Raw genomic sequence first — 22,606 nt, 5'->3', positions numbered from 1 at the left:
CGTCCCACACAGGCACACAGCCCCCCAGCAGGAGAAGGCCGGTGGTGGCCAAGAGTATTACTGCTGCGCGCTTCATTCTGAATGTCCTGAAAGCTGGATTCACAAACCCCACCCAACCTGCGGTCCGGTGAGTTGCGAACGCCAATTAGTGGGAAGTTGAGGTGCCGGCCTGACTCAGTCCCTTCAGGTTGTGATCCCCGGGCGTAGTCGCCGAGATCGCCGTGGCCTTGGATAGTCCCTGGGTTGTTTTGGAGTGCGCTACACCGGATGTGGCAAGCCCATGGCCCCGATCATTTTTGAGAGCGCGCCCAACATGATTGCCACTCACGCCGTGATCTCGAACCGCCCTGCCTTGATGGTCGGCTTCGTGACCTTCAGCGAGTCCTTTACCCTCGGAGCCCGCCGCGTGCCCCGCGCCCGCATGCCCACCCCCGCCGCCGCCGTTACCGCCGCCACCGCCATGCCCGCCGCCGTCTTTGGCATAGGCAGAGGCCATGACTGACAGTCCCGCAGGCAGCAGCGGCGCAGCCGCAAACAACATTGCGCACGACACAACGGCAACTAAGGATTTCTTTTTAAAACGCATGGAGGAGTCCATCGGGCTGGGGTTGAACTGCATGTCATATCTGACACACATTGTTACATCCAGTTCAACTCAAGCGACAAATGGATACGCAGCAATCAACGCGGGCAATCGGGCAGGTCTGGGGCTAAACGGGGAGCGCTTTTAAGGTAAAAGCCAGTCATCAATGACTGGCTCGAGAGAAGACGCAGGGCAGCAAGCTCAGGTTGAGCGCCCTTCACTGCGGTTTTGTTGTTTTTTAACGCCTTTTCCGGTCTTTCGTTCGTATTGATGGTGAATGAACCAGGCGACCAGAAGCACGCCAGCCAAGGAAAATATGAAAAGCAACAGCTCTATTGCGGTACCTTCATGTGAAAACATGTTTCGTTCCTCGTCCTGAAGTCGCACAACCCTGGAATGGGTCGCGCCCTAAATTGTTTGTAATATTTCAAACATTTTCAGGGTAGTCGGCAAAAGCGGGTGTGGCAACCCTGAATTGCGTCGCAACCATTGATCTAGACGGGTTGACGATTGAGGTGGGAGGCCGAGGCCGTGCTACGTAGCTCTTTTCCCGGCCCAGCGTCAGTTTCAGACACGCTTCAGGAAACGCGAAATGCGACATGGCCCCTCCCCGGTTTCGAGGCAGCGGGGTATGAGGCTGGGTGCTCTTTACACTTTATTAAATAAATGCACCCCTATAGTGCTTTCAGGTTGAACTTATTCGATCCAGTACGATTCGCGGAATTAACTTTTCCTTCCCGGCCTGGCGCATAGACTCAACATATTTATGATAGTAGCTTCTTGCTGTTTGTTTATCAGACGCCCACAAAACGTCCGCAATATTCAGCTGTAGAACCATTCGATCAGGAGAAATCTGTTCAACAGACTTGAGCACTTTATAAGCCAAGTCATTTTCACCAGCCTGCCCAAGTGCGTAGCCAAAATCGTTATACATAACGATATTTGACTTTCCAACAGGAAACTCTCGATTCAACTGCGCAACTCTGTCAGCATCCAGGTATGCCTTGACACCTTCATAATCCTCGTCCTTCAGACGAGCCAAGACTATTTGGTGAGCCAAACCCAGCGAGTCCGTCGACCTGCCCGACTCAAGTTCAATGAGTTTACCTTTGGTAATTTTACGTGACACATACCATGCGTAACTATACCCACCCTCCTCCAGGCTTCCCTCATAGCCAGAAAGAGCTCGAGAAAATACGACGTTTTTCTCAAGCGCACTTAAATGCTCGCCCTCGTATAAAAATACTTCATACTCGACACCGTTGATGCCAAGGCCTCGATGCTGGACAGGCCAGGCACATATGAATAAGAAATAGTTTTTCTTGGCGGTGACTACAAACGCATCTTTTAGCTCAGCATTTCCACCCTCGGGCTCGCAGGTATCGGAAAGGATAAATTTTTTACCGTTTTTATCAATCAAAGCGCCAGCAATCGTTTCGCCACGGCTGGTAGCTACGCCTGTAAACTCTGCCTTGAGTGCGCTGTTGAAAACCGGGCTGAGATCATAAGTTTTATTTTCCGCACCCGCGTACATCGACCACATCATCAATGCAACTGTTACTGCCTTATTCATCTGCCAAGTTCCCTCTTTACCCTACTGCGACCCCTGCCGATAAGGCAGCCGTCTCAAACGCAAAATGATACAGCAGCAAACATCCTATTGAGCACTCTGTTTAGACCCCTTGAGTACACGAACCGCTTTTTTATATAACGAGAGCCAGGAAGATATGTTGACCGGACGACTACAGTACATCAGCCCTCTTCAAGCTTGCGCCTGAGCCGCTTCATATCGCTATTGATGATCAGCTTATGGACCGGACCTACCGGGAGCATATAAATGCGTCCAAACAGGTTATGCGTCACGACTGAAGAAGTAATCGTGAGAACGCGATCAACTATGGAGAGGCAGATCATGACATCCAGGTGCCGGTCACGCTCAGTCAAAACCAGCACGTCAGGCGCACTATGCTCCACCAGGAAGAAATCCAGGTAATCCCCCTCAAGCACCGCCTCTCGACTTCGCCCTGAAAATCCGCCTATGCGCCTCACACCAAACAGCGAGGAGATCCTGTCTCGAATTCGAAAGGCCAGCTGCATTAGAGCCCCATGCCCCGCCGTAACGATGTTCCAAACCTCGAGGGCCGTGACTTCGCGAGGAAGTGGGGTCGACCTGACGTCGTAGTAATCAAGATCGGGTGGTGGGCGTAGCGTATGCACTGCGGATATGGCTACCAAGCGTTTCTCCCTGAATTGCCTCGACCGGCCACTCCGATTAGATGGGGTCGACCATCTGCTTTCATGCTGGTGATACGACCGCTATCAAAATCTGCATGTCGCTCCATCCTAGGTTTGGCGAAATAGCAGCATTGCCACGCACAGTGACTGCGATCCAATCAAAAATCAGCGTTGATCTATTTCAATCTTCTGCGTTGGGTCAGGGCTGTATCTTTGGCGCTTAAGCTGCGGGTCGCCCTTTGCCATGCAGAAGAAAAAAATCTCCGCCTCGCCGCAACCACCGTGCAATGCGCATTCACTCGCTTGCATATGATCCAGAAGAATCTCACGACCTTGCGACTCGCAGAACACATTCGCCTCTTTAAGCGCCTGACCTTTTGCAGACGCCGGACCGCCCAACGCAACTCGGGTTGAAATCGTATAGGTATCAGGACCGACCTTTATCGGTCCGCTATCCGCACAACCGACGAGCATGATTGCCGCGATCAAAGGCAGCCAGACTTTCATTGTTATCCTCCCCAGGAAAACATCGACTGTAGCGCGTACCTGACCAGCCATCCAGCGTGGATGGAATGCCAGTCACAGGGGAACGGGTTTAGTCTTCCTAGTCTTGATTACACTGAACGGTTTATATTTTTCGCAAAGCCCATGGACACCCGGCAGCTTTCAGCCCGCGACAAGGATCAAGGAATGAGTTTGGCGAAAAAAAACGCACCACGATCCACTGACACATCCGTGGCCCTAATGGGTATTGCGCTGGGCCTCGCCGTTGCAGCCTACATAAGCCCTAAAAACGAGTATTTCCTGGATAATTTCGCGGGTTACTGGTTACCACAGGCGGCAGTTCTTTGCATCACGCTGCTATGCAAAGCGTCACGGGGGACGCTGGGCGGTATAGCTATCACCATGGCGCTGTACTTGTACCTTTTCGACATCTGGGCTACGGAAGCCATGGCTTGGCTTTTTTACCTCTTCAGCTTTCCGGGCATCCTCATCGGAGCATTGCTCGCCATAGCGACACCGTCGAGAAAAGCATATGAGGCGCCAATCGCTTTTGCTTGGGTGGCGCTAGGCACAGCGCTTGGTCTGGTAGCCATTTGGCTTTGGGTTCGCTGAGATTTCGAAATACCAGACACAGAAAGCCCAGCGTGGGGATGCCCTACGATCAGACGACGCTATCCAGTAGCGCGCCCCATAAGAATTGTTCCACTACGCATACCAGCGAGAGAGCTGGCAATCCAGCATCAGGTTAATGGTATTGCTCATCATGACGGCAACCTCGCGATCAGATCAGCCAGTAGCTGGGCGTTGGAGTTACCACCACCCTTCTCTATCAGTTTGAGTTCAGCACGGCGCTTCTCGACTCTAGTAGCTTCAGCTCTGCATCGAGTTCAGCACCAGGCGTAGTGAACATGCCGACGTGACGACCGATGTTTACCAGCGCCCCCTTCTTGTCGTGCAGCTTAACTTCAGTCCGTCACGACCTTGAGAGACCTCAGCAATGGCTGCCGTTGAGTCGTCCACCTCGGTAGAGTCGATCAACGCTAGGCCGTGATACGGCACCATTTCCTCAGGTCCGTCACCTTCACCGTCTACCATACCGACTTGCCTCTCACCCCACCTGACGACCTTGCGGATGTCGCTGAAGCCTATCTTCGCCAGTTCGTGAAGCACCATATCTTGGATTGATCTCGGTGCGCGCCGACCTTGACTGCATACGTTTTTCGAGCGCTGCCTTGATGCCAAGTTTTGACAAGTTCTAGTCTGTATGCTTTCTGCCGCGCCTTCTTCGTGCTGTAGCCCGCACGGATAGCAGATTGGGTGGCACTTAGATCTAGCAGGTACTCATCGACAAGCGCTGCTGTTTTGCTGTCAGCGCCATAGGAATTCCTTGGTGCCTCGCTCGGGCAGGGCTTGAAATGATGGCGGAATGCCGGTATCAGTACGCACCGCAGGAAGCGATGCCGGACGAAACACTAGGAATGAAGATGAAAAAGCCCCAATCTGACTTTGAATACATGCATAGCCTTCTCAACGACTTCTTTAAAAAGCCTGATATTCGGTCAGCCCTGAGAGTCATCCAGGAGCAAGAGATAACCGGATGGGAAATTTGGTTTCAAGTCGAATTCGCTCGCTTCCTGTCAGAGCATATTTCCGAACCTGTGTGGGAGCGCGAGTACGCAGTTGAGTTTGACTATCGCAGAGAAAAAATGAGGTACTTTTTCAAACCGGACTTCATCATCAGAAAAAAACACTGGCCAAGGGATCGCTACGCTGCGCTTGAGATAAAGCAACACTTTCAGCTAGGGAACTGCCTTACGAATATGGTCGCTGACCTCGCCAAAGTCGCCAAGATACGAAAGTCGGAGCTAGATCTAAGATCAATTTGGGCTTTGGGCATCTTCACATACGACCCAGAAGTTGATGTGAGGGCTATGGTTGAGGACAAGCTCAATGGAGTTGGGCAGCCATATCACGAAACAAGGACGGTTACGGCTCGTATCCCGCGCACCCCGTTTAGCTATGTACTTTTCTGAGAAAAGCTCGATAAAGCCCAAATGCCCCAGATGTCTACACCCACTAGATGGGCATGGTCTTCGTCGTTAATACTACTGGTATCAGCAAGGATCTATGCCTTAAGCAGGTCCTATCTTCCTTAGCCGGCATGAGACGAATACCAAAGTCTAACTGATGTTCAAGTGAGCTTTGGGGCTAAATTTCTACGCAACTTAGCCGAACAGCACAAATTTAATCGCTAAAAAATCAGTAGAAAAGATGATGTCAATATGACATCATGCCTTTACTACCATATGGAGCGTGTAACGATGTCGAACGAGAACAGTATTACTCCACCCGTAAAAGATGATGAAGATCATCCAAAAAAATGCAATTGCATAAGCAACAGCTCTATTTATAAGTGGTTTTCTCAAGAAAACAAATTAGCTGACACGAAGACTATTTTTGACAGCTTGCGAAATATGGGTATCTGTGTTGCGATGCTGCTCGGACTTCCAAGTCTTTATAGCGCAACGGGCAGTCTATGTTTTTTCAAACTGGCATTGGGCATTATAGTAATAGTGGCTTCAGTTTTTTTTGCCACGGCCAACGTTGTCTGGACTATGGAAAGCCTCAAAGAAAAGTCAAAACCATGGGTCAATCTATCTGTGATCATTGTCGGTGGAATTGTGATCATTGCGTTCGCAGTGAACGCAGCCCGCTCACTACCTTGTCTTTAGAGCGCTCTATCACCACCCAATATAATTAGGCGTAGATCTACATTAGTACACCCCACTCATCTCGCCTCCTTGAGATCTGAAAATGTGCACGCCGCGCAGCAGAACTACAGGCACTCACTGCGACAGACCGGCAGCATTGGCGATGGCGCTTTCACGATCGGTCAGGGCCTTGTTGATGCCCTGGCTCATCGGGAGCGCATGATGCAGGCAGGTGACGTTGCCCATCTGCAAAACCTCACACCACGATTTGGCGCATTCGAAAACCTGGCGCGGGTTACTGTTTGCGGCGATCAATGTAGTCCGGCGCCTTGTCACAGCGCACGCAACTCTCACAATTCAGCGTCCGGCACAGCCATACCTCAACCCTCTGCCAGGACGTGAACCGTAGGGCGCTATGGATATGCGGCGGCGTGCTCTTCGAACTGGATGGGGTCGTGTATCTAATTTCGGCCTCCGACTTGAGGATGGAAACGAGAACATCGAGGGCGCTGCCGAGATCCTCGGCAGCGAGTTTGAAGCGGCGCGCCAGCAAGTGCTGAGACAGCGCAAAGCGGCCTGACATGCCCAAATCTAGTGCTTTAGTCGCTAGATTTGGATGGGCCAATTCATCAGCTTGTTCTGTCGAATGAGGTGCTGGTCTTGAATGGAGGATAAATTGACATGCTTACTTTTACTTCGTAACCACCAATCCTCTCGCCGACCTCGTTCAGTTCATCATATGTATAAACATCTGCATCATGACCTCTGCGCTGCCCTGAACTAGTACCCGTCTGCTTAAGCGAATGGCCAGCTGGCAAACCAACCAGCGCCGCTTGCCTCTCACTCATTTATTGCTCCTTGATCCGGCTCCATGCCAGTCACCCGTAATACCCCATATCAACGAATCACGCCAGCCGGCGAGGATGACCTATGCCCGATATCACCTACGGCTCTGTGCGCAGCGGCATCAAAGCCGCAACACAAGCCTGGCACCCGCTCGGCATAAAGGCCGCCTGGTTCGCTGAGATTGAGTTGTTCCCCTCCCCGGTCCATGCCCATCATTACCACGATGTACCGAACTACGGCGAGATGACCATCCTGGCGGTCCCTATAGGATCGGACGATGTCAAAGGCGTTACAACAATCGTGACGGCAAAGAACCTGCGAATGCACATCAAGCCTGTGCCTGTGATGCTAATCGCCCAAGAGCACGGCTTCAGGCTTGTCAAATTTTTATGCGAAGCATAACCGGGTTCATTTATGTGCCAAGGATAGATTCATATTTTACAATAGAATTAGAATGCAAAAAGATGGTAGTTAAACTCACCTAGAGCCTCACCGCTTATGAGCCCTCAAAGTAATCAGCTATGATTTTTGACGCAAATGCATGATGCTTAAGATAGCTAAAATTATATTTTTTTACTAGCTTCCTAAACTTACCACCTCGAACAAAACACTGACTTGAGAATAAAATTCTTTCATGCGGGGTCAGCGTATCTCTTACCACCTCCATATAGACGACTTTCAAATCCTCTGAAATACCTGCATCATGAACCATCTGAACAACTCTTCTTGTCCTTAAGAAAAAACCATTGGCGATATCCCCTTTTGTTTCAGAACTGATATGAGACTTAACTGCCTTCATCTGTTCACGCCAATTCAGCAGGTCAAATTCCTTTCGCTTCGATTTAAGATTATTCGCAGTGACTGATATCTTCTCGACTCCCCCTGCCTTAATTTCAGACTTCACGCGCAAATGGAGGTCGCAATATTGCTCAACGCGATCTAGCAATTGAAAAAAAGTATTCTCAAACTTTTCCACCTCTAAAATTCTTTGTTGTGAAGCCATGAATTTCGTTGTTTTTCTAGCCTCGATTGTTTGTATTAAAGTCGTTCTGAGAAGTACCAGTAGCGCCAAAAAGCTCAGCACTGGATTTATTAACCCACCAACAAAATCACCAATCTGACCTATGTTATTTTCGATATTAAGCTTTCTCCCATACAACACTACAAAAGAAAGCAAAACAACGGCCGCGACCACAAGCGCTATCCAAACCATTAATGCGTTACTGATTGGGGGAATATCATTAGCATCCACTGACGGGCTGCGCTCGAGCGCAAGTCGATACACGCTAAACACAGTGATAAACAAAATAAACATCATTAATCCTATTGCGATGTACTCCCTCACTTCAGCTCCTTTAACTCTAGTAGTTTTCAAATATCTGACTCAACCATTTATACCTGAAAGCCATACTTTTGCCACTACTCTCTTCCTCTGTATGTGGTGCATGGCACCTGATTGAAGATAATCCATGGACAAGAACACGAAGATCCTGATTCCGGAGATCTCCGGCGAATGGACGGAGCGGCTGCGCTCAGGGAAAACCAACATCTGGAACGCTTGTAGCCACGACCGGCCACATCGCAACGGGCTATCAGAAGTTCGGCTTGCCCCACCAGAAGTCGGGCTGTACGCCGAGCGCATTGATGGGGCTTGGTACTCGGTATCTGGCTGTGCCAAGTGCGACGGAACTGGTGAGAAGTACAGCTACTCGGCGTGCGACAAGCACAATGTTTGCCGTCTTTGCAGCACTCACCGCTCGAAGCTCACGGAAACACCGTGGGGCCATCCTGACGGCTTCACCTGCAAACCTTGCCAGGAAGCAGAAGACGCTATTGCGAAAGGCGCGGCGCTGGCCAAGGTGGCCGAGAGTGAATACGACGAGTGGGATTATCACGCGCAAGACGAATGCAAATGTCCGCACTGCGTCACGGTCATTCACATCGAGTCGGAAGGCTACGTGGGGCACACCGACAAACGTATCACCGAGACCGTTTACAGGCGTGTTGGGGAGATCGTTAAGCCGACCCGCTGACATCGAGTTGCGGAAATTGCTTGAAATGATGCGGAAACGATCCGAACTTACGCCGCCAGCCTTACCAAACCCCAGAAACACAAAAGCCCCGCTTTCGCGAGGCTTTCGTCTGAATCTTGGCGGGAAACCAGGGATTCGAACCCTGGGAACGCTATTAACGTTCGCCGGTTTTCAAGACCGGTGCATTCAACCACTCTGCCAATTTCCCTTTTGCGTCACAGGAACAATAGTAGCCCTTCCTGCGTCAGCGGGCGCCATAATACCCGAATGAAACACACTGTCAAACTCTCGCCATAGCTTGTTACAGAGCGTCTGTTATGATCTTTGCGACTGAACGTTTCAAAACTGAAGGAGTGTCGCCATGCGCGAACAGAATTACGCAGTGAATGGCAACGCGCAGGCTGAGCAGCTTGAAGTCAGCCGCGTGTTGCGCAACACCTATGGCTTGCTCGCCCTGACCCTCGCATTCAGCGGCGTGATGGCGTATGTGGCGCAGCAGATGCGGGTGGGTTACCCCAATATCTTTGTCGTGCTGATCGGCTTCTATGGCCTGTTCTTCCTGACCAACAAGCTGCGTGACTCGGCCTGGGGCCTGGTCTCTGCGTTTGCCTTGACCGGTTTCATGGGCTTTATTCTCGGCCCGATCCTGAACCGTTACCTGGGCATGGCCGGCGGCGCTGAAGTGGTCAGCTCGGCGTTTGCCATGACGGCTCTGGTATTTGGTGGTCTGTCGGCCTATGTGTTGATCAGCCGCAAGGACATGAGTTTCCTGGGTGGTTTTATTACCGCAGGTTTCTTCGTGCTGCTGGCGGCCGTGGTAGCGGGCATGTTCTTCCAGATCAGCGGCTTGCAACTGGCGATCAGCGCAGGTTTTGTGCTGTTCTCCTCCGTGTGCATCCTGTTCCAGACCAGCGCCATCATCCACGGCGGTGAGCGTAACTACATCATGGCGACCATCAGCCTGTATGTGTCGATCTACAACCTGTTCATCAGCCTGTTGCAGATCTTCGGCATCATGGGTCGCGATGACTGATTGTTAGCACCCAAAAAAATGCCCCGTATCGCAAGATACGGGGCATTTTTGTTTCACGCTCAATACTGGTTGGGTTCCATCTCCAGTTCGACCTTGAAGCGTTCAGCAATATCCTGCTGGATACGCAGTGCCAGGTTCGCAATGTCCTGTCCGGTGGCCGAGCCATAGTTGACCAGCACCAGCGCCTGCATCTTGTGCACGCCCGCATCGCCCTCCCGGAAGCCCTTCCAGCCGGCTTTGTCGATCAGCCAGCCGGCGGCGAGCTTCATCTGCCCATCGGCCTGGGGGTATGCCACGAGGTCCGGGTAGCGCGCCTGTAGCTCTGCGGCCAATGCCTGGGACACCAGCGGGTTCTTGAAGAAGCTGCCAGCGTTGCCAAGCACCGCCGGGTCGGGCAGTTTCTCGCGGCGAATGCTGCAGATCGCACGACTGACGTCACTGGCCGTGGCCTCGATGATCCCCTGCGCGGCCAGGCGCTGTTGCACTGGGCCGTAGTCGAGTTTCAGGTGCTGGGTTCGGCTGAGGGCAAAACGCACTCGCAAGATCAGCCAGCGCCCGGTCTCGTGCTTGAACAGGCTGTCGCGGTAGGCGAAATTGCATTCGTCCAGACTGAACTCCCGTAGTTCGCCGGTATGACGATCCAGGGCCGTCAGGCCGGCAAACACGTCCTTGATCTCCACGCCGTAGGCGCCGATGTTCTGCATCGGGGCCGCACCGACGGTGCCGGGGATCAGGCTGAGATTTTCCAGGCCGCAAAAACCCTGCTCCAGGGTCCACAGCACAAAGGGGTGCCAGGCCTCCCCGGCCTCGGCTTCCACCACCACGTGCACACCGTCATCGTGCAACACCCGGATACCCTGGGTCGCCATACGCAAGACCAAGGCGGGAATGTCGCGGGTCAACAGCAAGTTGCTGCCGCCACCGATCACCAGCAACGGCACCGCGTGCGCGCCAGCATAGGCCAGTGCTTCACGCACATCCGCATCGCTACGGGCTTCGGCAAACAGTTGCGCACGCACATCAATGCCGAAGCTGTTGAATGGCTTGAGCGATACCTGCGCAAGCACTTGCAAGGTCATAACCGCCCCTTTAATTCAATGACCAATAAATCGCAGGCTCGCTCGATCAGGTCCAGGACCCGTTCAAACCCTTGTTCGCCTTCATAGTAAGGATCCGGCACTTCATCGACCTCGGCGCCATACCGGCGCAGGAACAAATCCACTTGCGCCCTGCCCTGGCCCGGTTGCAACAGGTTGAGGTTGCGCAGGTTGCTGTGGTCCATGGCCAGGATCAAGTCATAACGCTCGAAGTCGGCGCGTGAAACCTGCTGCGCACGCTGGGCCGACAAGTCATAGCCCCGTGCCAACGCCGCGCGCTGGCTACGCTGGTCAGGGGGATTGCCCACATGCCAGTGGCCAGTACCGGCCGATGCCACCTCAACCTGCCCTGCCAGCCCCGCTTCGCGCAATTTGTGGCGCAGTACGCCTTCGGCAGTCGGCGAGCGGCAGATATTGCCCAGGCAGACAAACAGAACTTCCATCACGCCCCCAGCAGGCGACGGACGCGCTCAAGATCTTCAGGGGTATCGACACCGGCAGGCGGTGCTTCCAGGGCGTCGCCCACATGGATGCGCACGCCATGCCAAAGAGCACGCAGTTGCTCCAGGGATTCGGTGTTTTCCAGCCAGCACGGGCCCCAACTGACGAAGTCATGCAGGAAACCGGCACGGTAGGCGTAAATGCCAATGTGGCGACGGTACGGCACGCCCTGCGGCAATACATCCGGCTGCCGGGCGAAGGCGTCGCGTGCCCAGGGCAAGGTCGAACGGCTGAAGGTCAGTGCCAGGCCATTGATATCGCTGACCACCTTCACCACGTTCGGATTGAACAGGGTGTCGATGTCTTCAATGGGTTCGGCAAGGGTGGCCATGCGGGCTTCGCCATGGGCTGCCAGGTTGGCCGCCACCTGGTCGATCACACTGGGCGGAATCAACGGCTCATCACCTTGCACGTTGACCACGATGGCGTCGGGCGCAAGGCCAAGCTGCGTGGCCACTTCGGCCAGGCGGTCGGTGCCGGAGTTATGGTCTTCGCGGGTCAACACCGCTTCGGCGCCAAAGCCTTGGCAGACCGCGATGATACGCGGGTCGTCGGTCGCCACCACCACGCGTTCGGCGCTGCTTTTACTGGCCTGTTCCCAAACCAGCTGGATCATCGGTTTGTTGCCGATCATTTGCAGCGGCTTGCCCGGCAGGCGGGTCGATGCATAACGCGAAGGAATGACAACGGTAAAGGCAGTGGTCATTTATCCAGGCGCTCATCGGTCGTCAGGGTGCGGGCTTCGCTTTCCAGCATGACCGGGATGCCATCGCGGATCGGGTAAGCCAGGCCAGCACCTTTGCTGATCAGCTCGGTTTTGTCGGCGCTGAGCTTGAGCGGGCCTTTGCAGATCGGGCAAGCGAGGATGTCGAGCAATTTGGTGTCCATGAAGGTTTCCTGGAAAAAAGCGTTTTAAGGCAAGAGACGGTCGGGCAGCAGGCGCATCAGTTGCGTGTCGAACCAGGCGACAAACGCCGGCGACGGCGCCGCATCCACCGCAAGGTACCACCAGTCAGGCTGGGCAAAGGCGCGGCACTTCACCGCGTCCTTTTCGGTCATGACCAGCGGCAATGACGGCGTAAAATTCAAGACCTCGGCGCTGTAGGGCGCATGGTCGGCAAATGCATGGGGTATCGGCTGCCAGTGTAGCGTTTCAAGGGTATTGAAGAAACGTTGCGGATTGCCGATGCCGGCGACCGCGTGCACCGCCTGGCCCGGCGGAAAATAATCGATCGGCTGGCGCTCACCGGTACTCAGGTTGATCAACGCGGTGGGCATCAGGCGGAAGGCAAAGCCGTCGTCACGATCCGCTACGGCGCCGTTGTAAAGCAACGCATCCACACCCTGCAGACGCTCCACGGGCTCGCGTAACGGCCCGGCAGGCAGGCAACGGCGGTTGCCAAGCCCCCGCGCAGCATCGATCAAGACCAGCTCCAGGTCGCGGGCCAGGCGGTAATGTTGCATTCCATCGTCTGAAAGGATCAGGTCCAGGGTTTCGCTGGCCAGTAACGCCTTCACGGCGCGACTGCGATCAGGGTCGATCATCAGCGGGACGCCGCACCGCTGCACGATCAGCAACGGTTCGTCACCCGCCACCTCGGCGCTGTGGCCGGCGTCGACCCGCCAAGGCAATTGCGGCGGCTTGGCACCGTATCCACGACTGACGACCCCCACGCGCAAACCACTGCGCCGACAGTGCTCGATCAGCCACAGGATCAACGGCGTCTTGCCCGTGCCGCCCACGGTGATATTCCCAACCACCACCACCGGCACCGGCGATTGGTAGATGTCGCCCTCACCCGCCAGGAACCGTGCACGCTTGCGCTGCACCACCCGGCGATACAAGGACTCCAGCGGCCGCAACAGCGCGAGAGCCGGATGGCCCTCGTACCACGCCTTGAGCAATCGATCGGACAGAGGCATCAGGGTGCGCTCGCCGCCTCGACGGTGGACATGCGCAAATGGCTGAAGCCCAATTTGCCGGCAGCATCCATCGCTGTGATCACCGCTTGATGCTGGGTCTTGCCATCGGCACTGATCGACAGCGGCATCGTGGTGTCGCCACCGGACTCCTTCTGCAAGGCTTCCATCAGGCTGTTGAGGTCGTTCTTTTCCAGCACCTGGTTATTCACCGAAAACACCCCATCGGCGCTGATGGCGATATCCAGTTGCTTGACCTGCTGATCTTCGGCCGGCGAGCCGCTGACCGCTTCCGGCAGATCGACCCGCAGCTCGGTCTGCCGGGTGAAAGTGGTGGTGACGACAAAAAACAGCAGCAGGATAAACACCACGTCGATCAGCGACGCGAGGTTGATATCGACATTTTCCCGTTGCTTGCGGCGAAATTTCACGCTTTGCCCTCAACCAGATCCACATCGCGGTCGCCCTGCACCACTTCCACCAGCTTGATGGCTTCCTGCTCCATACCGACCACCAGTTCATCGATGCGCCGTTGCAGGAAGCGGTGGAAAAACACCGATGGAATACCGACCATCAGGCCCGCTGCCGTGGTGATCAACGCCTTGGAAATACCACCGGCCAACACCGCGGCGTTGGTGGTCATGCCCGAGCCCATGAACGAGCTGAAGATGTCGATCATACCCAGCACCGTCCCCAGCAAGCCGAGCAACGGCGCCATCGCGGCAATGGTACCGAGGGCGTTGATGTAGCGTTCCAACTCATGAATGACCCGGGCAGCGGCTTCTTCGATGCACTCTTTCATGATCTCGCGACCATGCTTGGAGTTGGCAAGGCCGGCGGCGAGGATTTCCCCCAGGGGCGAGTTGGCGCGCAGCTCCTTGAGTTTATCCTTGTCGAGTTGCTTGTTCTTGATCCAGCCCCAGACCTGCCCCAGCAAGTGCTCGGGGGTGACGCGGCTGGCGCGCAAGGTCCACAGGCGTTCAGCAACGATGCCGAGTGCGGCGATGGAGCTCAGAATGATCGGCAACATCATCCAGCCACCGGATTTGACCAATTCCCACACAGTGAATGTCCCCTCGAAAAAGTGCGCCACTTTACCATATAGGTTCAGCGGCGGGGTTCGTCGCCCCACGCCCCGTCCGTCGCAGGTGCCGGTCGTTGATAACACTGGGCTAAGGTAACGGTTCGCGCCAGAAACGGCGTTGACTGCGCGCAACGACCGGTGGCTTGAAGGCGCCCAATTGCACACGCACCGCGCCCTGCTCGGCGCTGTCGTAGACCCGACTGCCCATGGCCCGATAACGTTCCATCACCGACGCGTGAGGGTGGCCGAATGCATTGCCCCACCCTCTGGAGATCAACACCGACTTGGGTGCCAACCGTTGCACGAAGGGCCAGGAGGAAGAACTGCGGCTGCCATGATGGGGGGCTTGCAGCCAGTCGGTTGGCGTCGCCAGCGGCGTGTCGAGAAAAGCCCGTTCTGCCGCACGGTCGATATCGCCGGTGAGCAGCAGGCGCTCACCATTGGCCTGTACCTGTAACACACATGACCTGGGGTTACCGTCGAGCGCACCCGGCCATTGCCATAACGCGAACGACACACCGTCCCACACCCATGTCTCGCCACTGATACAGGGCTGAGCCGCGAGAACAGCCGGCAGCCCTTCGGTCTCGCCACCCACTACCCGGCCGACGGGCAGCCCCTCGGCCACCGCGACCGCACCGCCGGCATGGTCGGCGTCGGCATGGCTGAGCAACATCATGTCCAACCGCTCGACCCCGAGTTTCTTCAACGATGGCAAGACCACTCGCGCCCCTGAATCAATCATCCCGGATCGAGGGCCGGCATCGTAGAGCAAGCTGTGATGACGGGTGCGCAGAATCAATGCCTGGCCCTGGCCGACATCCAGTTGCACCACGTCAACCTGTCCATGGGGCACCGGGCCCCTGGGAGGAAACACTGTCAACAGAAGCATCGGCCAACCCAGCAACCGGAACGGCACGCCCTTGGGCAGCAGCAATACCACGGTACCCACAAGGCTCACCAGCCAATATCCCAACGGCACTTCGGCCGGTATCCAGGCGGGCACGCGCGCAGCCAACAGCGTCAAACCCTGGAACAGCCCATCCAGTGCCCCACCGGCCAGCCACAGCAGGTTCTCCCCGACAAATGGCACCCCTAGCAGCGCAGTGCCCAGCAGCGCCAGGGGCAGCACCACCAGGCTGACCCACGGCACGGCAAACAGGTTGGCGACCGGCGCGCTGAGGCTGATGGGCAGGCCGAGCACCAGCAACACCGGAAACAACCCGAGGGCGATCAGCCATTGGGGCCGGGTCCATGCCTGCCAGACGCTCCAGGGACCCAGACGTGCACCGAAGGCCAACACCAGCACCGCAACCGCGGCAAACGACAACCAGAACCCCGGCTGCAGGCTGGCCAAGGGCTCGAACACCAGCACCGCATTGAATGCCAGCAGCAACGGCCACCAGCCGCCCAAATGCCGGAACCGCAGGCGCCACAGCAACACCAGGGCGACCATCATGCAGGCCCGCTGCACCGGCACACCCAACCCGGCGAGCAGGCCATAACCCAGCGCGGCGGCAAACGCCAAACCGCATGCCCATGGCAGCCACGGCAGCGCATGGGGCCAGCCACCATAGCGCGCCACCCCGGCCACCAGGCCGTAAATCAACCCTGCCAGCAAACCGATATGCTGGCCGGAAATCACCAGCAGGTGCACGGTCCCGGTGTCCTGCAGCACCCGCCAATCCTGCGCATCCAAGCCGGAACCGTCCCCCAGCACCAACGCCGTCACGGCGCCTTGGCGATTTTGCATGTCCACGCTCATCAGCCGCTGGCGCAGGCTATCGCGCCACGCATCGCGAGCCGGCGCCAGGCGCTGGCCGTCCTTGACAGACGCAGTAGCGCCAATGCGCTGGGCCAGCAACCACGCCTCATAGTCAAAACCGTGAAAGTTGAGCAGGCCGGACGGTCGCTTGAGCGTCACAGCCAGGCGCCAGCGTTCGCCACTGCGTACCGCCGGTCCACCGTGCCAGGACACCCGGATACGCTTGGGCAAACGCGCATGGCGCGACCGACTGTCGCTGAGTTCGAAGCGCACGCCGCTGCTCGTCTGCTGCGGCAGCCCGGTGACACGGCCCTCGACCCAGCGGGTCTGCCCGTCCAGCGCGGGTAGCAATCGATCATTCAGCGCCCACTGCGCGCTGATGCAAGCCCAGCTCAGGCCCAGCAGAAAGAACGCCAGTGGATAGCTGCGCCACGGCAATAACATCAAGGCCAGCACCAGCATCGCCAACACCCCGCCGACCGGCGGCAGTGCCGGCAACCAGCGCAACGTCAGCAAACCGAGTGCGAGCGCGAACATCCCTGTTCTCATGGATCATCCTTTTCCAGTGATCCACTCAGTCTTAGCTGGGCGTCCGGCACGGCCTATGATGTTTTGTCACAAAGTCTGAATTTTCTGTTTATAGAATGCGCGCATACTTGCCCCTCGAATTGACCGGGACCCCTTATGCCACGGCGCTTATTCAAACGGTACATGCCCGATCCCAGTAGTATCAGGGAACACAAGTCCTTACGATTTCTCGGCACGTTGCTGCATGACCCCAACCTCTGGCACCTGAACCGACACTCCGTCGCACGTGCCATGGCAGTTGGCCTGTTTGCCGCGTTTATTCCGATTCCCTTTCAGATGCTGCTGGCGGCCGCCCTGTCCATCAGCGTGCGCGCGAATATGCCGATCGCTGTCAGCCTGGTGTGGCTGACCAACCCGATCACCATGCCGTTTGTGTTTGTCGGTACTTACCTGACAGGCGCCTGGCTGATGAACGTGCCGCCACGCAGCCTGCCCGATAACCTGACCTGGGAATGGATCAGCGGCCAGCTCAGCACGCTGTGGCAGCCGTTTCTGTTGGGTTCAGTCGTGTGCGGGCTGTTGTTGGGAGCTCTGGCCTATTGCCTGACGATGCTGTACTGGCGCTGGTGGGTTGGCCACCAGTGGAAAAAGCGCAAACAGCGACGCACCTGAAGGCTAGCGGGCCAGCAGGCGCAGATGTACACGCAGGCCCTGCCCGGTATTTTCCGCCCATAAACGCCCGCCCTGACGCTGCACGGCGTTGCGGGCGATGCTCAAGCCAAGGCCGAAACCGCCGTCGCCAGGGCGTGAGCCCTCCAGACGGGTAAAGGGCGCAAAGATCCGCTCCACGTCTTGCTCGTCAATGCCGCCGCCCTGGTCTTCCAGCCAGAGATGCCAGTAGTCTCCTTCGCGATAGCCATCCAGTTGCACCACCCCGTGGGCAGGCGAATGTCGTATCGCGTTGCGCAGGATATTTTCCAACGCTTGGGCCAGTGCATTCAGGTTGCCGCGCACCCAGCAGTCATCCGCCAGGCGGCATGGCAAGCGCGATGCCGGCCAAGCGCTTTCATAGCAGGCGTTTTCGCGCAGCATGTCCCACAACGCCTGGATCTGGATATCTTCGTTCGGCAACGGCGTGCGCTCACTGTCCAGCCAAGCCAGTTGCAGGCTGTCTTCCACCAGGCGCTGCATGCCGTCGATTTCACGGCTTAACCGCTCACGCAGTTGCGCCAGGTCTTGTTCACTGTCGCAGGCTACGCGCAGGCGGCCCAAGGGTGTGCGTAGCTCGTGGGACATATCGCGCAGTAACTGTTGTTGTATCACCACGGTGCCCTGCAAGCGCTCGGACATATGATCAAAGGCCCGGCTCAACTCGCCCAGCTCATCCTGGCGACTGGTGGCGTCGCGGGACATGCGCGTATTCAACTGGTCAGCACGCCAGGCGTTGGCCTGCTCACGCAATTGATTAAGGGGCATGATCAGCAGCCGATAGAGGCCCACGCACAACAGCAAGGTAAACAAACCGGGAATCACACCATTGGTCAACACCCGCCAGAGCAGCTGATAACGCCCGGGCATGAAGCGTTGCGGCAGCTCGATCACCAACGAGCCTGCGCCGGGGTCCACCGGAAACGGAATCTTGAGCCAGGGCAGCCCTTTGACATGTCGGCTGACCGGCCACTCCAGGCCACGCAGAAACGTCAGGCGCTGGCTCTCCTTGTCGCTCAAGGGTGTGCTGCTCAGGGACTGCAAATCCTTGCCGATCACACCGATCCAGGTGGTCTCGCGCGTGGCCATCAGTTGCAGCCACGCGTCGACACCGGCACGGCCTTGCGTCTTCCAGGCCAATTCGGCACCCGCCGCGTAGCCCCGCAAGACCTCGCGGGACTCTTCAGCCACATTGGCGCTCTGCTCCTCCAGATACTGGCCCCAGGACCAACTGAGCCAGATCATCAGCAAACAGAAGGCGATCAACAGGCAGGCGAGCTTCCAGAACAGCGAGTGCTTGCCGGGCAAGCGCTCAAAGCCCTTCATCAGCACCGCTCAATACGTAGCCCTTGCCCCAAACGGTGCGCACTTCACGCTCGCTGTAGCCCATTGCCTTGAGCTTGCGGCGAATCTGGCTGATATGCATATCCAGGCTGCGATCATGCGGGGCATAGCCGCGCTGTAACACATGCTGGTAAAGGAAAGCCTTGCTGAGTACCTCTTCGGCATTACGGTGCAGGGTTTCCAGCAGGCGATACTCACTGCGCGTCAGCCCGCCCCATTGCTCCCGGTGAAAGACATCGCACTGTTCATCGTCAAAGCGCAGGGTCTGCACGTCTTCACGCGCTGGTATCAGGGCCGGCTGCGGGCGCCGGTCCAGGGCGACCCGGCGCAGGATCGCCTCGATGCGCACGCGCAACTCGATCATGCTGAACGGCTTGGGCAGGTAGTCGTCGGCTCCCAGGCGAAAGCCGCTGATGCGATCTGCCTCGGCGCCCAGGGCCGACATCAGGATCACGGGCACCGCATGGCTCTGGCGCAAATGCGTGAGAATCGACAAACCGTCCAGGCCAGGCAGCAGGATGTCCATCAACACCACATCGAACGCCTGGTCACGGGCCATCTGCAAACCTTGCCGGCCATTCCGGCACCACGTCACCTGGAAACCGCAACGTCCCAGGTGCTCATGCACATAGGCGCCCAATACAGGGTCATCTTCGATGGTCAGGATACTGGGTGGGCCAACGGCTGCGGGATTCATTAGCGTCTGCAAGTCATTCTCAATGACTGATTATTCAAGATTAAACCGTGCCAGGCAATCGCCAGCCGGCGACGAATGGCCCGAAGATTGCCCTCTGTCATTAATTTACGAGAATCCACCCGGCGCAAATGGCTACACTGCGCAGGTGGCGCGGGCCGGATGCCTGCGTGAATGATTGATATCAATGTGGTAGCAGGAGAGTGGCGTGCTTAGAAAAATGGGGATCAAAGGCCGCGTACTGTTGCTGACCTTATTACCGACCAGCCTGATGGCCTTGTTGTTGGGAGGCTATTTCACCTGGATGCAACTGTCGGAACTGCAGACCCAGTTGCTGCAACGCGGCGAGATGATCGCCGAGCAATTGGCGCCGCTGGTGGCACCACCCCTGAGCAGCAAAAACACCGATCTGCTGGAACGCATCGCCACCCAATCCCTGGAACAACCGGACGTGCGCACCGTGTCGTTCCTTGCGCCGGACCGCTCCTCCCTGGCCCACGCCGGCCCGACCATGCTCAATCAGCCACCTATCGGCAACAGCTCGCACCTGTTGCAGCGCACCGGCAACGACGCCACGCGCTACCTGCTGCCGGTGTTCGGCCGCCATCGCAACCTCGCCGGCGAACTGATCCCCGATGAATCCGACCGCCTGCTGGGCTGGGTCGAGGTGGAACTGTCCCACAACGGCATGCTGCTGCGCGGCTATCGCAGCCTGTTCGCCAGCTTGCTGTTGATCGCCATCGGCCTGATCTGCACCGCCGCCTTGGCACTGCGCATCAGCCGCACGATCAATTCACCCATCAGCCAGATCAAACTGGCCGTGGCCCAACTCAAGGACGGCAACCTCGAAACCCGCTTGCCACCGTTGGGCAGCCAGGAACTGGACCAGTTGGCCTCGGGCATCAACCGCATGGCCGAAACCCTGCAAAATGCCCAGGAAGAACTGCAACACAGTATCGACCAGGCCACCGAAGACGTGCGCCAGAACCTGGAGACCATCGAGATCCAGAACATCGAACTGGACCTGGCGCGCAAGGAAGCCCTGGAAGCCAGCCGCATCAAATCGGAGTTCCTGGCCAACATGAGCCATGAGATCCGCACCCCGCTCAATGGCATCCTGGGTTTCACCCACCTGTTGCAGAAAAGCGAGATGTCGCCACGCCAGCTGGATTACCTGGGCACCATCGAAAAATCCGCCGACAACCTGTTGGGCATCATCAACGAGATCCTCGATTTCTCGAAGATCGAGGCCGGCAAGCTGGTGCTCGACAGCGTGCCCTTCAACCTGCGGGACTTGCTGCAAGACACCCTGACCATCCTCGCGCCTGCCGCCCATGCCAAGCAGTTGGAACTGGTCAGCCTGGTGTACCGCGACACGCCATTGGCGTTGGTCGGCGACCCGCTGCGCCTCAAGCAGATTCTGACCAACCTGGTCAGCAACGCGATCAAGTTCACCCGCGAAGGCACCATTGTCGCCCGGGCGATGATCGAGGACGAACAGGAAGACAGCGTACAACTGCGCATCAGCGTGCAAGACACCGGCATCGGCCTGTCCAACCAGGATGTACGCGCACTGTTCCAGGCGTTCAGCCAGGCCGACAACTCGCTGTCGCGCCAGCCAGGAGGCACCGGCTTGGGGCTGGTGATTTCCAAGCGCCTGATCGAACAGATGGGTGGTGAAATCGGCGTTGACAGCACGCCGGGTGAAGGTTCGGAGTTCTGGATCAGCCTGAACCTGCCCAAAACTCGCGACGACGTTGAAGACCTGCCCGCCGCACCACTGCTCGGTCGCCGGGTGGCCGTACTGGAAAATCACGAGCTGGCGCGCCAGGCCCTGCAACATCAGTTGGAAGACTGCGGGCTTGAAGTCACGCCGTTCAACTCCCTGGAGAACCTGACCAACGGCATTACCAGCGCGCATCAGACCGAGCAGGCCATTGACCTGGCGGTACTCGGCGTCACCGCCAATGACATCCCTCCTGAACGCCTCAACCAGCACCTGTGGGACCTCGAACACCTGGGCTGCAAAGTGCTGGTGCTGTGCCCGACCACCGAGCAGATGCTGTTCAACCAGTCAGTGCCCAACCCCAACAGCCAATTGCAGGCCAAGCCTGCCTGTACGCGCAAGCTGCGCCGGGCGCTCGCCGACCTGATCAGCCCGCGCCCGTCGCGCAGTGAACCGGGTGAGCCGCTGTCCAGCCGAGCACCGCGTGTGCTGTGCGTGGATGACAACCCGGCGAACCTGTTGCTGGTGCAAACCCTGCTGGAAGACATGGGCGCCAAGGTGCTGGCGGTGGAAAGCGGTTACGCCGCCATCGATGCGGTGAAACAGGAAACCTTCGACCTGGTGCTGATGGACGTACAAATGCCCGGTATGGACGGGCGCCAGAGCACCGAGGCGATTCGCCAGTGGGAAAGCGAGCGCCACGGTACGCCATTGCCGGTGGTCGCCCTCACCGCCCATGCCATGGCCAATGAAAAGCGCGCCCTGCTGCAAAGCGGCATGGACGATTACCTGACCAAACCCATCAGCGAACGGCAACTGGCCCAGGTGGTGTTGAAGTGGACCGGCCTGGCCCTGCGCAACCAGGGGCCGGAGCGCGCCCCTGACGGCTTGGCCCCCGGCGTGCGACTGCAGGTGCTGGACCACGAGGAAGGCTTGCGTCTGGCCGCCAACAAAGCCGATCTGGCCGCCGATATGCTGGCCATGCTGCTGGCGTCGCTGGAAGCCGACCGCCAGGCCATCACCGCCGCCCGCGAAGCCAATGACAACAACGCCTTGATCGAGCGCGTTCACCGCCTGCACGGCGCCACGCGCTATTGCGGTGTGCCGCAACTGCGTGCCGCCTGCCAGCGCGCCGAAACCCTGCTCAAGCAGGACGACGCCAAGGCCATGACCGCACTCGACGAGCTGGACATGGCGATTGCCCGCCTGGCCAGTGAAGCGCGGGTCAGCGCCTGATTGACAGGAACCCGTGTGGGAGGCATTTCCAACTCGCAAATGACAGGGAGCTCCATTT

27 protein-coding genes and 1 tRNA gene are annotated in these 22,606 nt (G+C 57.3%); 9 read left to right on the top strand and 19 right to left on the bottom strand.

The genetic code is table 11. The features are described from left to right. Positions 1 to 145: 145 nt before the first annotated feature. A complete protein-coding gene (locus ACQRBV_RS19130) occupies positions 146 to 586 on the bottom strand; it encodes a hypothetical protein (protein ID WP_240202570.1) in 441 nt (146 codons plus the stop codon). On the opposite strand from ACQRBV_RS19130, the gene ACQRBV_RS19125 reads away from it, so the two are divergent. Then, entirely contained in the window at positions 495 to 731 is a 237-nt protein-coding gene (locus tag ACQRBV_RS19125; protein WP_145977757.1) for a hypothetical protein, read from the top strand. The genes ACQRBV_RS19130 and ACQRBV_RS19125 overlap by 92 nt on opposite strands. Positions 732 to 784: 53 nt before the next feature. Here ACQRBV_RS19125 and ACQRBV_RS19120 read toward each other — a convergent pair whose 3' ends face one another. The 4 genes from ACQRBV_RS19120 to ACQRBV_RS19105 all read right to left on the bottom strand — a co-directional run bounded on the left by ACQRBV_RS19120 (position 785) and on the right by ACQRBV_RS19105 (position 3,325). After that, on the bottom strand, positions 785 to 943 hold the full coding sequence (locus ACQRBV_RS19120) for a hypothetical protein (RefSeq protein WP_199777919.1): 159 nt from the start codon (positions 941 to 943) through the stop codon (positions 785 to 787). A gap of 325 nt (positions 944 to 1,268) precedes the next feature. Beyond that, positions 1,269 to 2,156, bottom strand: a complete 888-nt coding sequence (locus ACQRBV_RS19115) for a tetratricopeptide repeat protein (RefSeq protein WP_411984362.1) — start codon at positions 2,154 to 2,156, stop codon at positions 1,269 to 1,271. Positions 2,157 to 2,335: 179 nt separating this feature from the next. Then, the gene (locus ACQRBV_RS19110) at positions 2,336 to 2,818 is read right to left on the bottom strand and encodes a DUF2867 domain-containing protein (protein WP_411984363.1); all 483 of its coding nucleotides are present in this window, start codon (positions 2,816 to 2,818) and stop codon (positions 2,336 to 2,338) included. 165 nt (positions 2,819 to 2,983) lie between these two features. Next, positions 2,984 to 3,325 carry a hypothetical protein gene (locus tag ACQRBV_RS19105; protein ID WP_060755600.1) on the bottom strand — a complete coding sequence of 114 codons (342 nt, stop codon included), beginning with the start codon at positions 3,323 to 3,325 and terminating at the stop codon, positions 2,984 to 2,986. Positions 3,326 to 3,508: 183 nt separating this feature from the next. Here ACQRBV_RS19105 and ACQRBV_RS19100 point away from each other — a divergent pair, with 183 nt between their 5' ends. Next, entirely contained in the window at positions 3,509 to 3,934 is a 426-nt protein-coding gene (locus ACQRBV_RS19100; protein ID WP_411984364.1) for a hypothetical protein, read from the top strand. A 533-nt stretch (positions 3,935 to 4,467) separates the two neighbouring features. Here ACQRBV_RS19100 and ACQRBV_RS19095 read toward each other — a convergent pair. Then, positions 4,468 to 4,758, bottom strand: coding sequence for a terminase small subunit (locus tag ACQRBV_RS19095; RefSeq protein WP_427877928.1), 291 nt, complete (start codon positions 4,756 to 4,758; stop codon positions 4,468 to 4,470). A 48-nt stretch (positions 4,759 to 4,806) separates the two neighbouring features. Between ACQRBV_RS19095 and ACQRBV_RS19090 the strand changes: the two genes are divergently transcribed. Continuing rightward, positions 4,807 to 5,355 (top strand): hypothetical protein, encoded by a 549-nt coding sequence (locus ACQRBV_RS19090; RefSeq protein WP_411984365.1) that lies wholly within the window; start codon positions 4,807 to 4,809, stop codon positions 5,353 to 5,355. Between the two features lie 288 nt (positions 5,356 to 5,643). Beyond that, a complete protein-coding gene (locus ACQRBV_RS19085; RefSeq protein ID WP_161549633.1) occupies positions 5,644 to 6,054 on the top strand; it encodes a hypothetical protein in 411 nt (136 codons plus the stop codon). A 608-nt stretch (positions 6,055 to 6,662) separates the two neighbouring features. Here the strand turns inward: ACQRBV_RS19085 and ACQRBV_RS19080 are convergent. Further along, positions 6,663 to 6,881 carry a hypothetical protein gene (locus ACQRBV_RS19080; RefSeq protein WP_411984366.1) on the bottom strand — a complete coding sequence of 73 codons (219 nt, stop codon included), beginning with the start codon at positions 6,879 to 6,881 and terminating at the stop codon, positions 6,663 to 6,665. Positions 6,882 to 6,963: 82 nt separating this feature from the next. Here ACQRBV_RS19080 and ACQRBV_RS19075 point away from each other — a divergent pair, with 82 nt between their 5' ends. Beyond that, complete coding sequence (locus ACQRBV_RS19075) at positions 6,964 to 7,281, top strand: hypothetical protein (RefSeq protein ID WP_411984367.1); 318 nt, start codon at positions 6,964 to 6,966, stop codon at positions 7,279 to 7,281. Between the two features lie 94 nt (positions 7,282 to 7,375). On the opposite strand, the gene ACQRBV_RS19070 is transcribed toward ACQRBV_RS19075, so the two are convergent. Then, positions 7,376 to 8,224, bottom strand: a complete 849-nt coding sequence (locus tag ACQRBV_RS19070) for a hypothetical protein (RefSeq protein WP_411984368.1) — start codon at positions 8,222 to 8,224, stop codon at positions 7,376 to 7,378. A 124-nt stretch (positions 8,225 to 8,348) separates the two neighbouring features. Between ACQRBV_RS19070 and ACQRBV_RS19065 the strand changes: the two genes are divergently transcribed. After that, complete coding sequence (locus tag ACQRBV_RS19065) at positions 8,349 to 8,912, top strand: hypothetical protein (RefSeq protein WP_411984369.1); 564 nt, start codon at positions 8,349 to 8,351, stop codon at positions 8,910 to 8,912. A gap of 117 nt (positions 8,913 to 9,029) precedes the next feature. Here the strand turns inward: ACQRBV_RS19065 and ACQRBV_RS19060 are convergent. Continuing rightward, a tRNA-Ser gene (locus ACQRBV_RS19060) sits at positions 9,030 to 9,120 on the bottom strand. Positions 9,121 to 9,273: 153 nt separating this feature from the next. Between ACQRBV_RS19060 and ACQRBV_RS19055 the strand changes: the two genes are divergently transcribed. After that, entirely contained in the window at positions 9,274 to 9,945 is a 672-nt protein-coding gene (locus ACQRBV_RS19055) for a Bax inhibitor-1/YccA family protein (RefSeq protein ID WP_060755618.1), read from the top strand. 59 nt (positions 9,946 to 10,004) lie between these two features. On the opposite strand, the gene murB is transcribed toward ACQRBV_RS19055, so the two are convergent. The 8 genes from murB to ACQRBV_RS19015 all read right to left on the bottom strand — a co-directional run bounded on the left by murB (position 10,005) and on the right by ACQRBV_RS19015 (position 16,861). Continuing rightward, positions 10,005 to 11,024, bottom strand: coding sequence for a UDP-N-acetylmuramate dehydrogenase (gene murB, locus ACQRBV_RS19050; RefSeq protein ID WP_411984370.1), 1,020 nt, complete (start codon positions 11,022 to 11,024; stop codon positions 10,005 to 10,007). Then, entirely contained in the window at positions 11,021 to 11,485 is a 465-nt protein-coding gene (locus ACQRBV_RS19045) for a low molecular weight protein-tyrosine-phosphatase (protein ID WP_060755620.1), read from the bottom strand. Before ACQRBV_RS19045 ends, murB begins: the two co-directional genes overlap by 4 nt. Continuing rightward, entirely contained in the window at positions 11,485 to 12,249 is a 765-nt protein-coding gene (gene kdsB / locus ACQRBV_RS19040; RefSeq protein WP_411984371.1) for a 3-deoxy-manno-octulosonate cytidylyltransferase, read from the bottom strand. The genes ACQRBV_RS19045 and kdsB overlap by 1 nt, the downstream gene beginning before the upstream one ends. Continuing rightward, a complete protein-coding gene (locus ACQRBV_RS19035; RefSeq protein ID WP_003174668.1) occupies positions 12,246 to 12,431 on the bottom strand; it encodes a Trm112 family protein in 186 nt (61 codons plus the stop codon). The genes kdsB and ACQRBV_RS19035 overlap by 4 nt, the downstream gene beginning before the upstream one ends. A 24-nt stretch (positions 12,432 to 12,455) precedes the next feature. After that, positions 12,456 to 13,466: a tetraacyldisaccharide 4'-kinase gene (lpxK, locus tag ACQRBV_RS19030; RefSeq protein ID WP_060755622.1), complete on the bottom strand. Its 1,011-nt coding sequence runs from the start codon at positions 13,464 to 13,466 to the stop codon at positions 12,456 to 12,458. Then, a complete protein-coding gene (locus ACQRBV_RS19025) occupies positions 13,466 to 13,894 on the bottom strand; it encodes an ExbD/TolR family protein (RefSeq protein ID WP_060755623.1) in 429 nt (142 codons plus the stop codon). Before ACQRBV_RS19025 ends, lpxK begins: the two co-directional genes overlap by 1 nt. Beyond that, positions 13,891 to 14,526 (bottom strand): MotA/TolQ/ExbB proton channel family protein, encoded by a 636-nt coding sequence (locus tag ACQRBV_RS19020; protein ID WP_060755624.1) that lies wholly within the window; start codon positions 14,524 to 14,526, stop codon positions 13,891 to 13,893. Before ACQRBV_RS19020 ends, ACQRBV_RS19025 begins: the two co-directional genes overlap by 4 nt. Before the next feature lie 109 nt (positions 14,527 to 14,635). Then, positions 14,636 to 16,861 (bottom strand): DNA internalization-related competence protein ComEC/Rec2, encoded by a 2,226-nt coding sequence (locus ACQRBV_RS19015; RefSeq protein WP_411984372.1) that lies wholly within the window; start codon positions 16,859 to 16,861, stop codon positions 14,636 to 14,638. Between the two features lie 135 nt (positions 16,862 to 16,996). On the opposite strand from ACQRBV_RS19015, the gene ACQRBV_RS19010 reads away from it, so the two are divergent. Next, positions 16,997 to 17,512, top strand: coding sequence for a DUF2062 domain-containing protein (locus ACQRBV_RS19010; protein WP_090370293.1), 516 nt, complete (start codon positions 16,997 to 16,999; stop codon positions 17,510 to 17,512). Between the two features lie 3 nt (positions 17,513 to 17,515). Here ACQRBV_RS19010 and ACQRBV_RS19005 read toward each other — a convergent pair whose 3' ends face one another. Both ACQRBV_RS19005 and ACQRBV_RS19000 read right to left on the bottom strand, forming a co-directional pair. Next, on the bottom strand, positions 17,516 to 18,874 hold the full coding sequence (locus ACQRBV_RS19005; protein WP_411984373.1) for a histidine kinase sensor domain-containing protein: 1,359 nt from the start codon (positions 18,872 to 18,874) through the stop codon (positions 17,516 to 17,518). Then, the gene (locus ACQRBV_RS19000) at positions 18,861 to 19,589 is read right to left on the bottom strand and encodes a response regulator transcription factor (protein ID WP_060755628.1); all 729 of its coding nucleotides are present in this window, start codon (positions 19,587 to 19,589) and stop codon (positions 18,861 to 18,863) included. The genes ACQRBV_RS19005 and ACQRBV_RS19000 overlap by 14 nt, the downstream gene beginning before the upstream one ends. A gap of 205 nt (positions 19,590 to 19,794) precedes the next feature. On the opposite strand from ACQRBV_RS19000, the gene ACQRBV_RS18995 reads away from it, so the two are divergent. After that, a complete protein-coding gene (locus ACQRBV_RS18995; protein ID WP_060755629.1) occupies positions 19,795 to 22,548 on the top strand; it encodes a response regulator in 2,754 nt (917 codons plus the stop codon). Positions 22,549 to 22,606 lie beyond the last annotated feature (58 nt).

This window comes from Pseudomonas sp. R11F, assembly GCF_050312575.1.
Classification (GTDB): domain Bacteria; phylum Pseudomonadota; class Gammaproteobacteria; order Pseudomonadales; family Pseudomonadaceae; genus Aquipseudomonas; species Aquipseudomonas palleroniana.
This window is presented reverse-complemented; position numbering and strand designations above follow the sequence as displayed.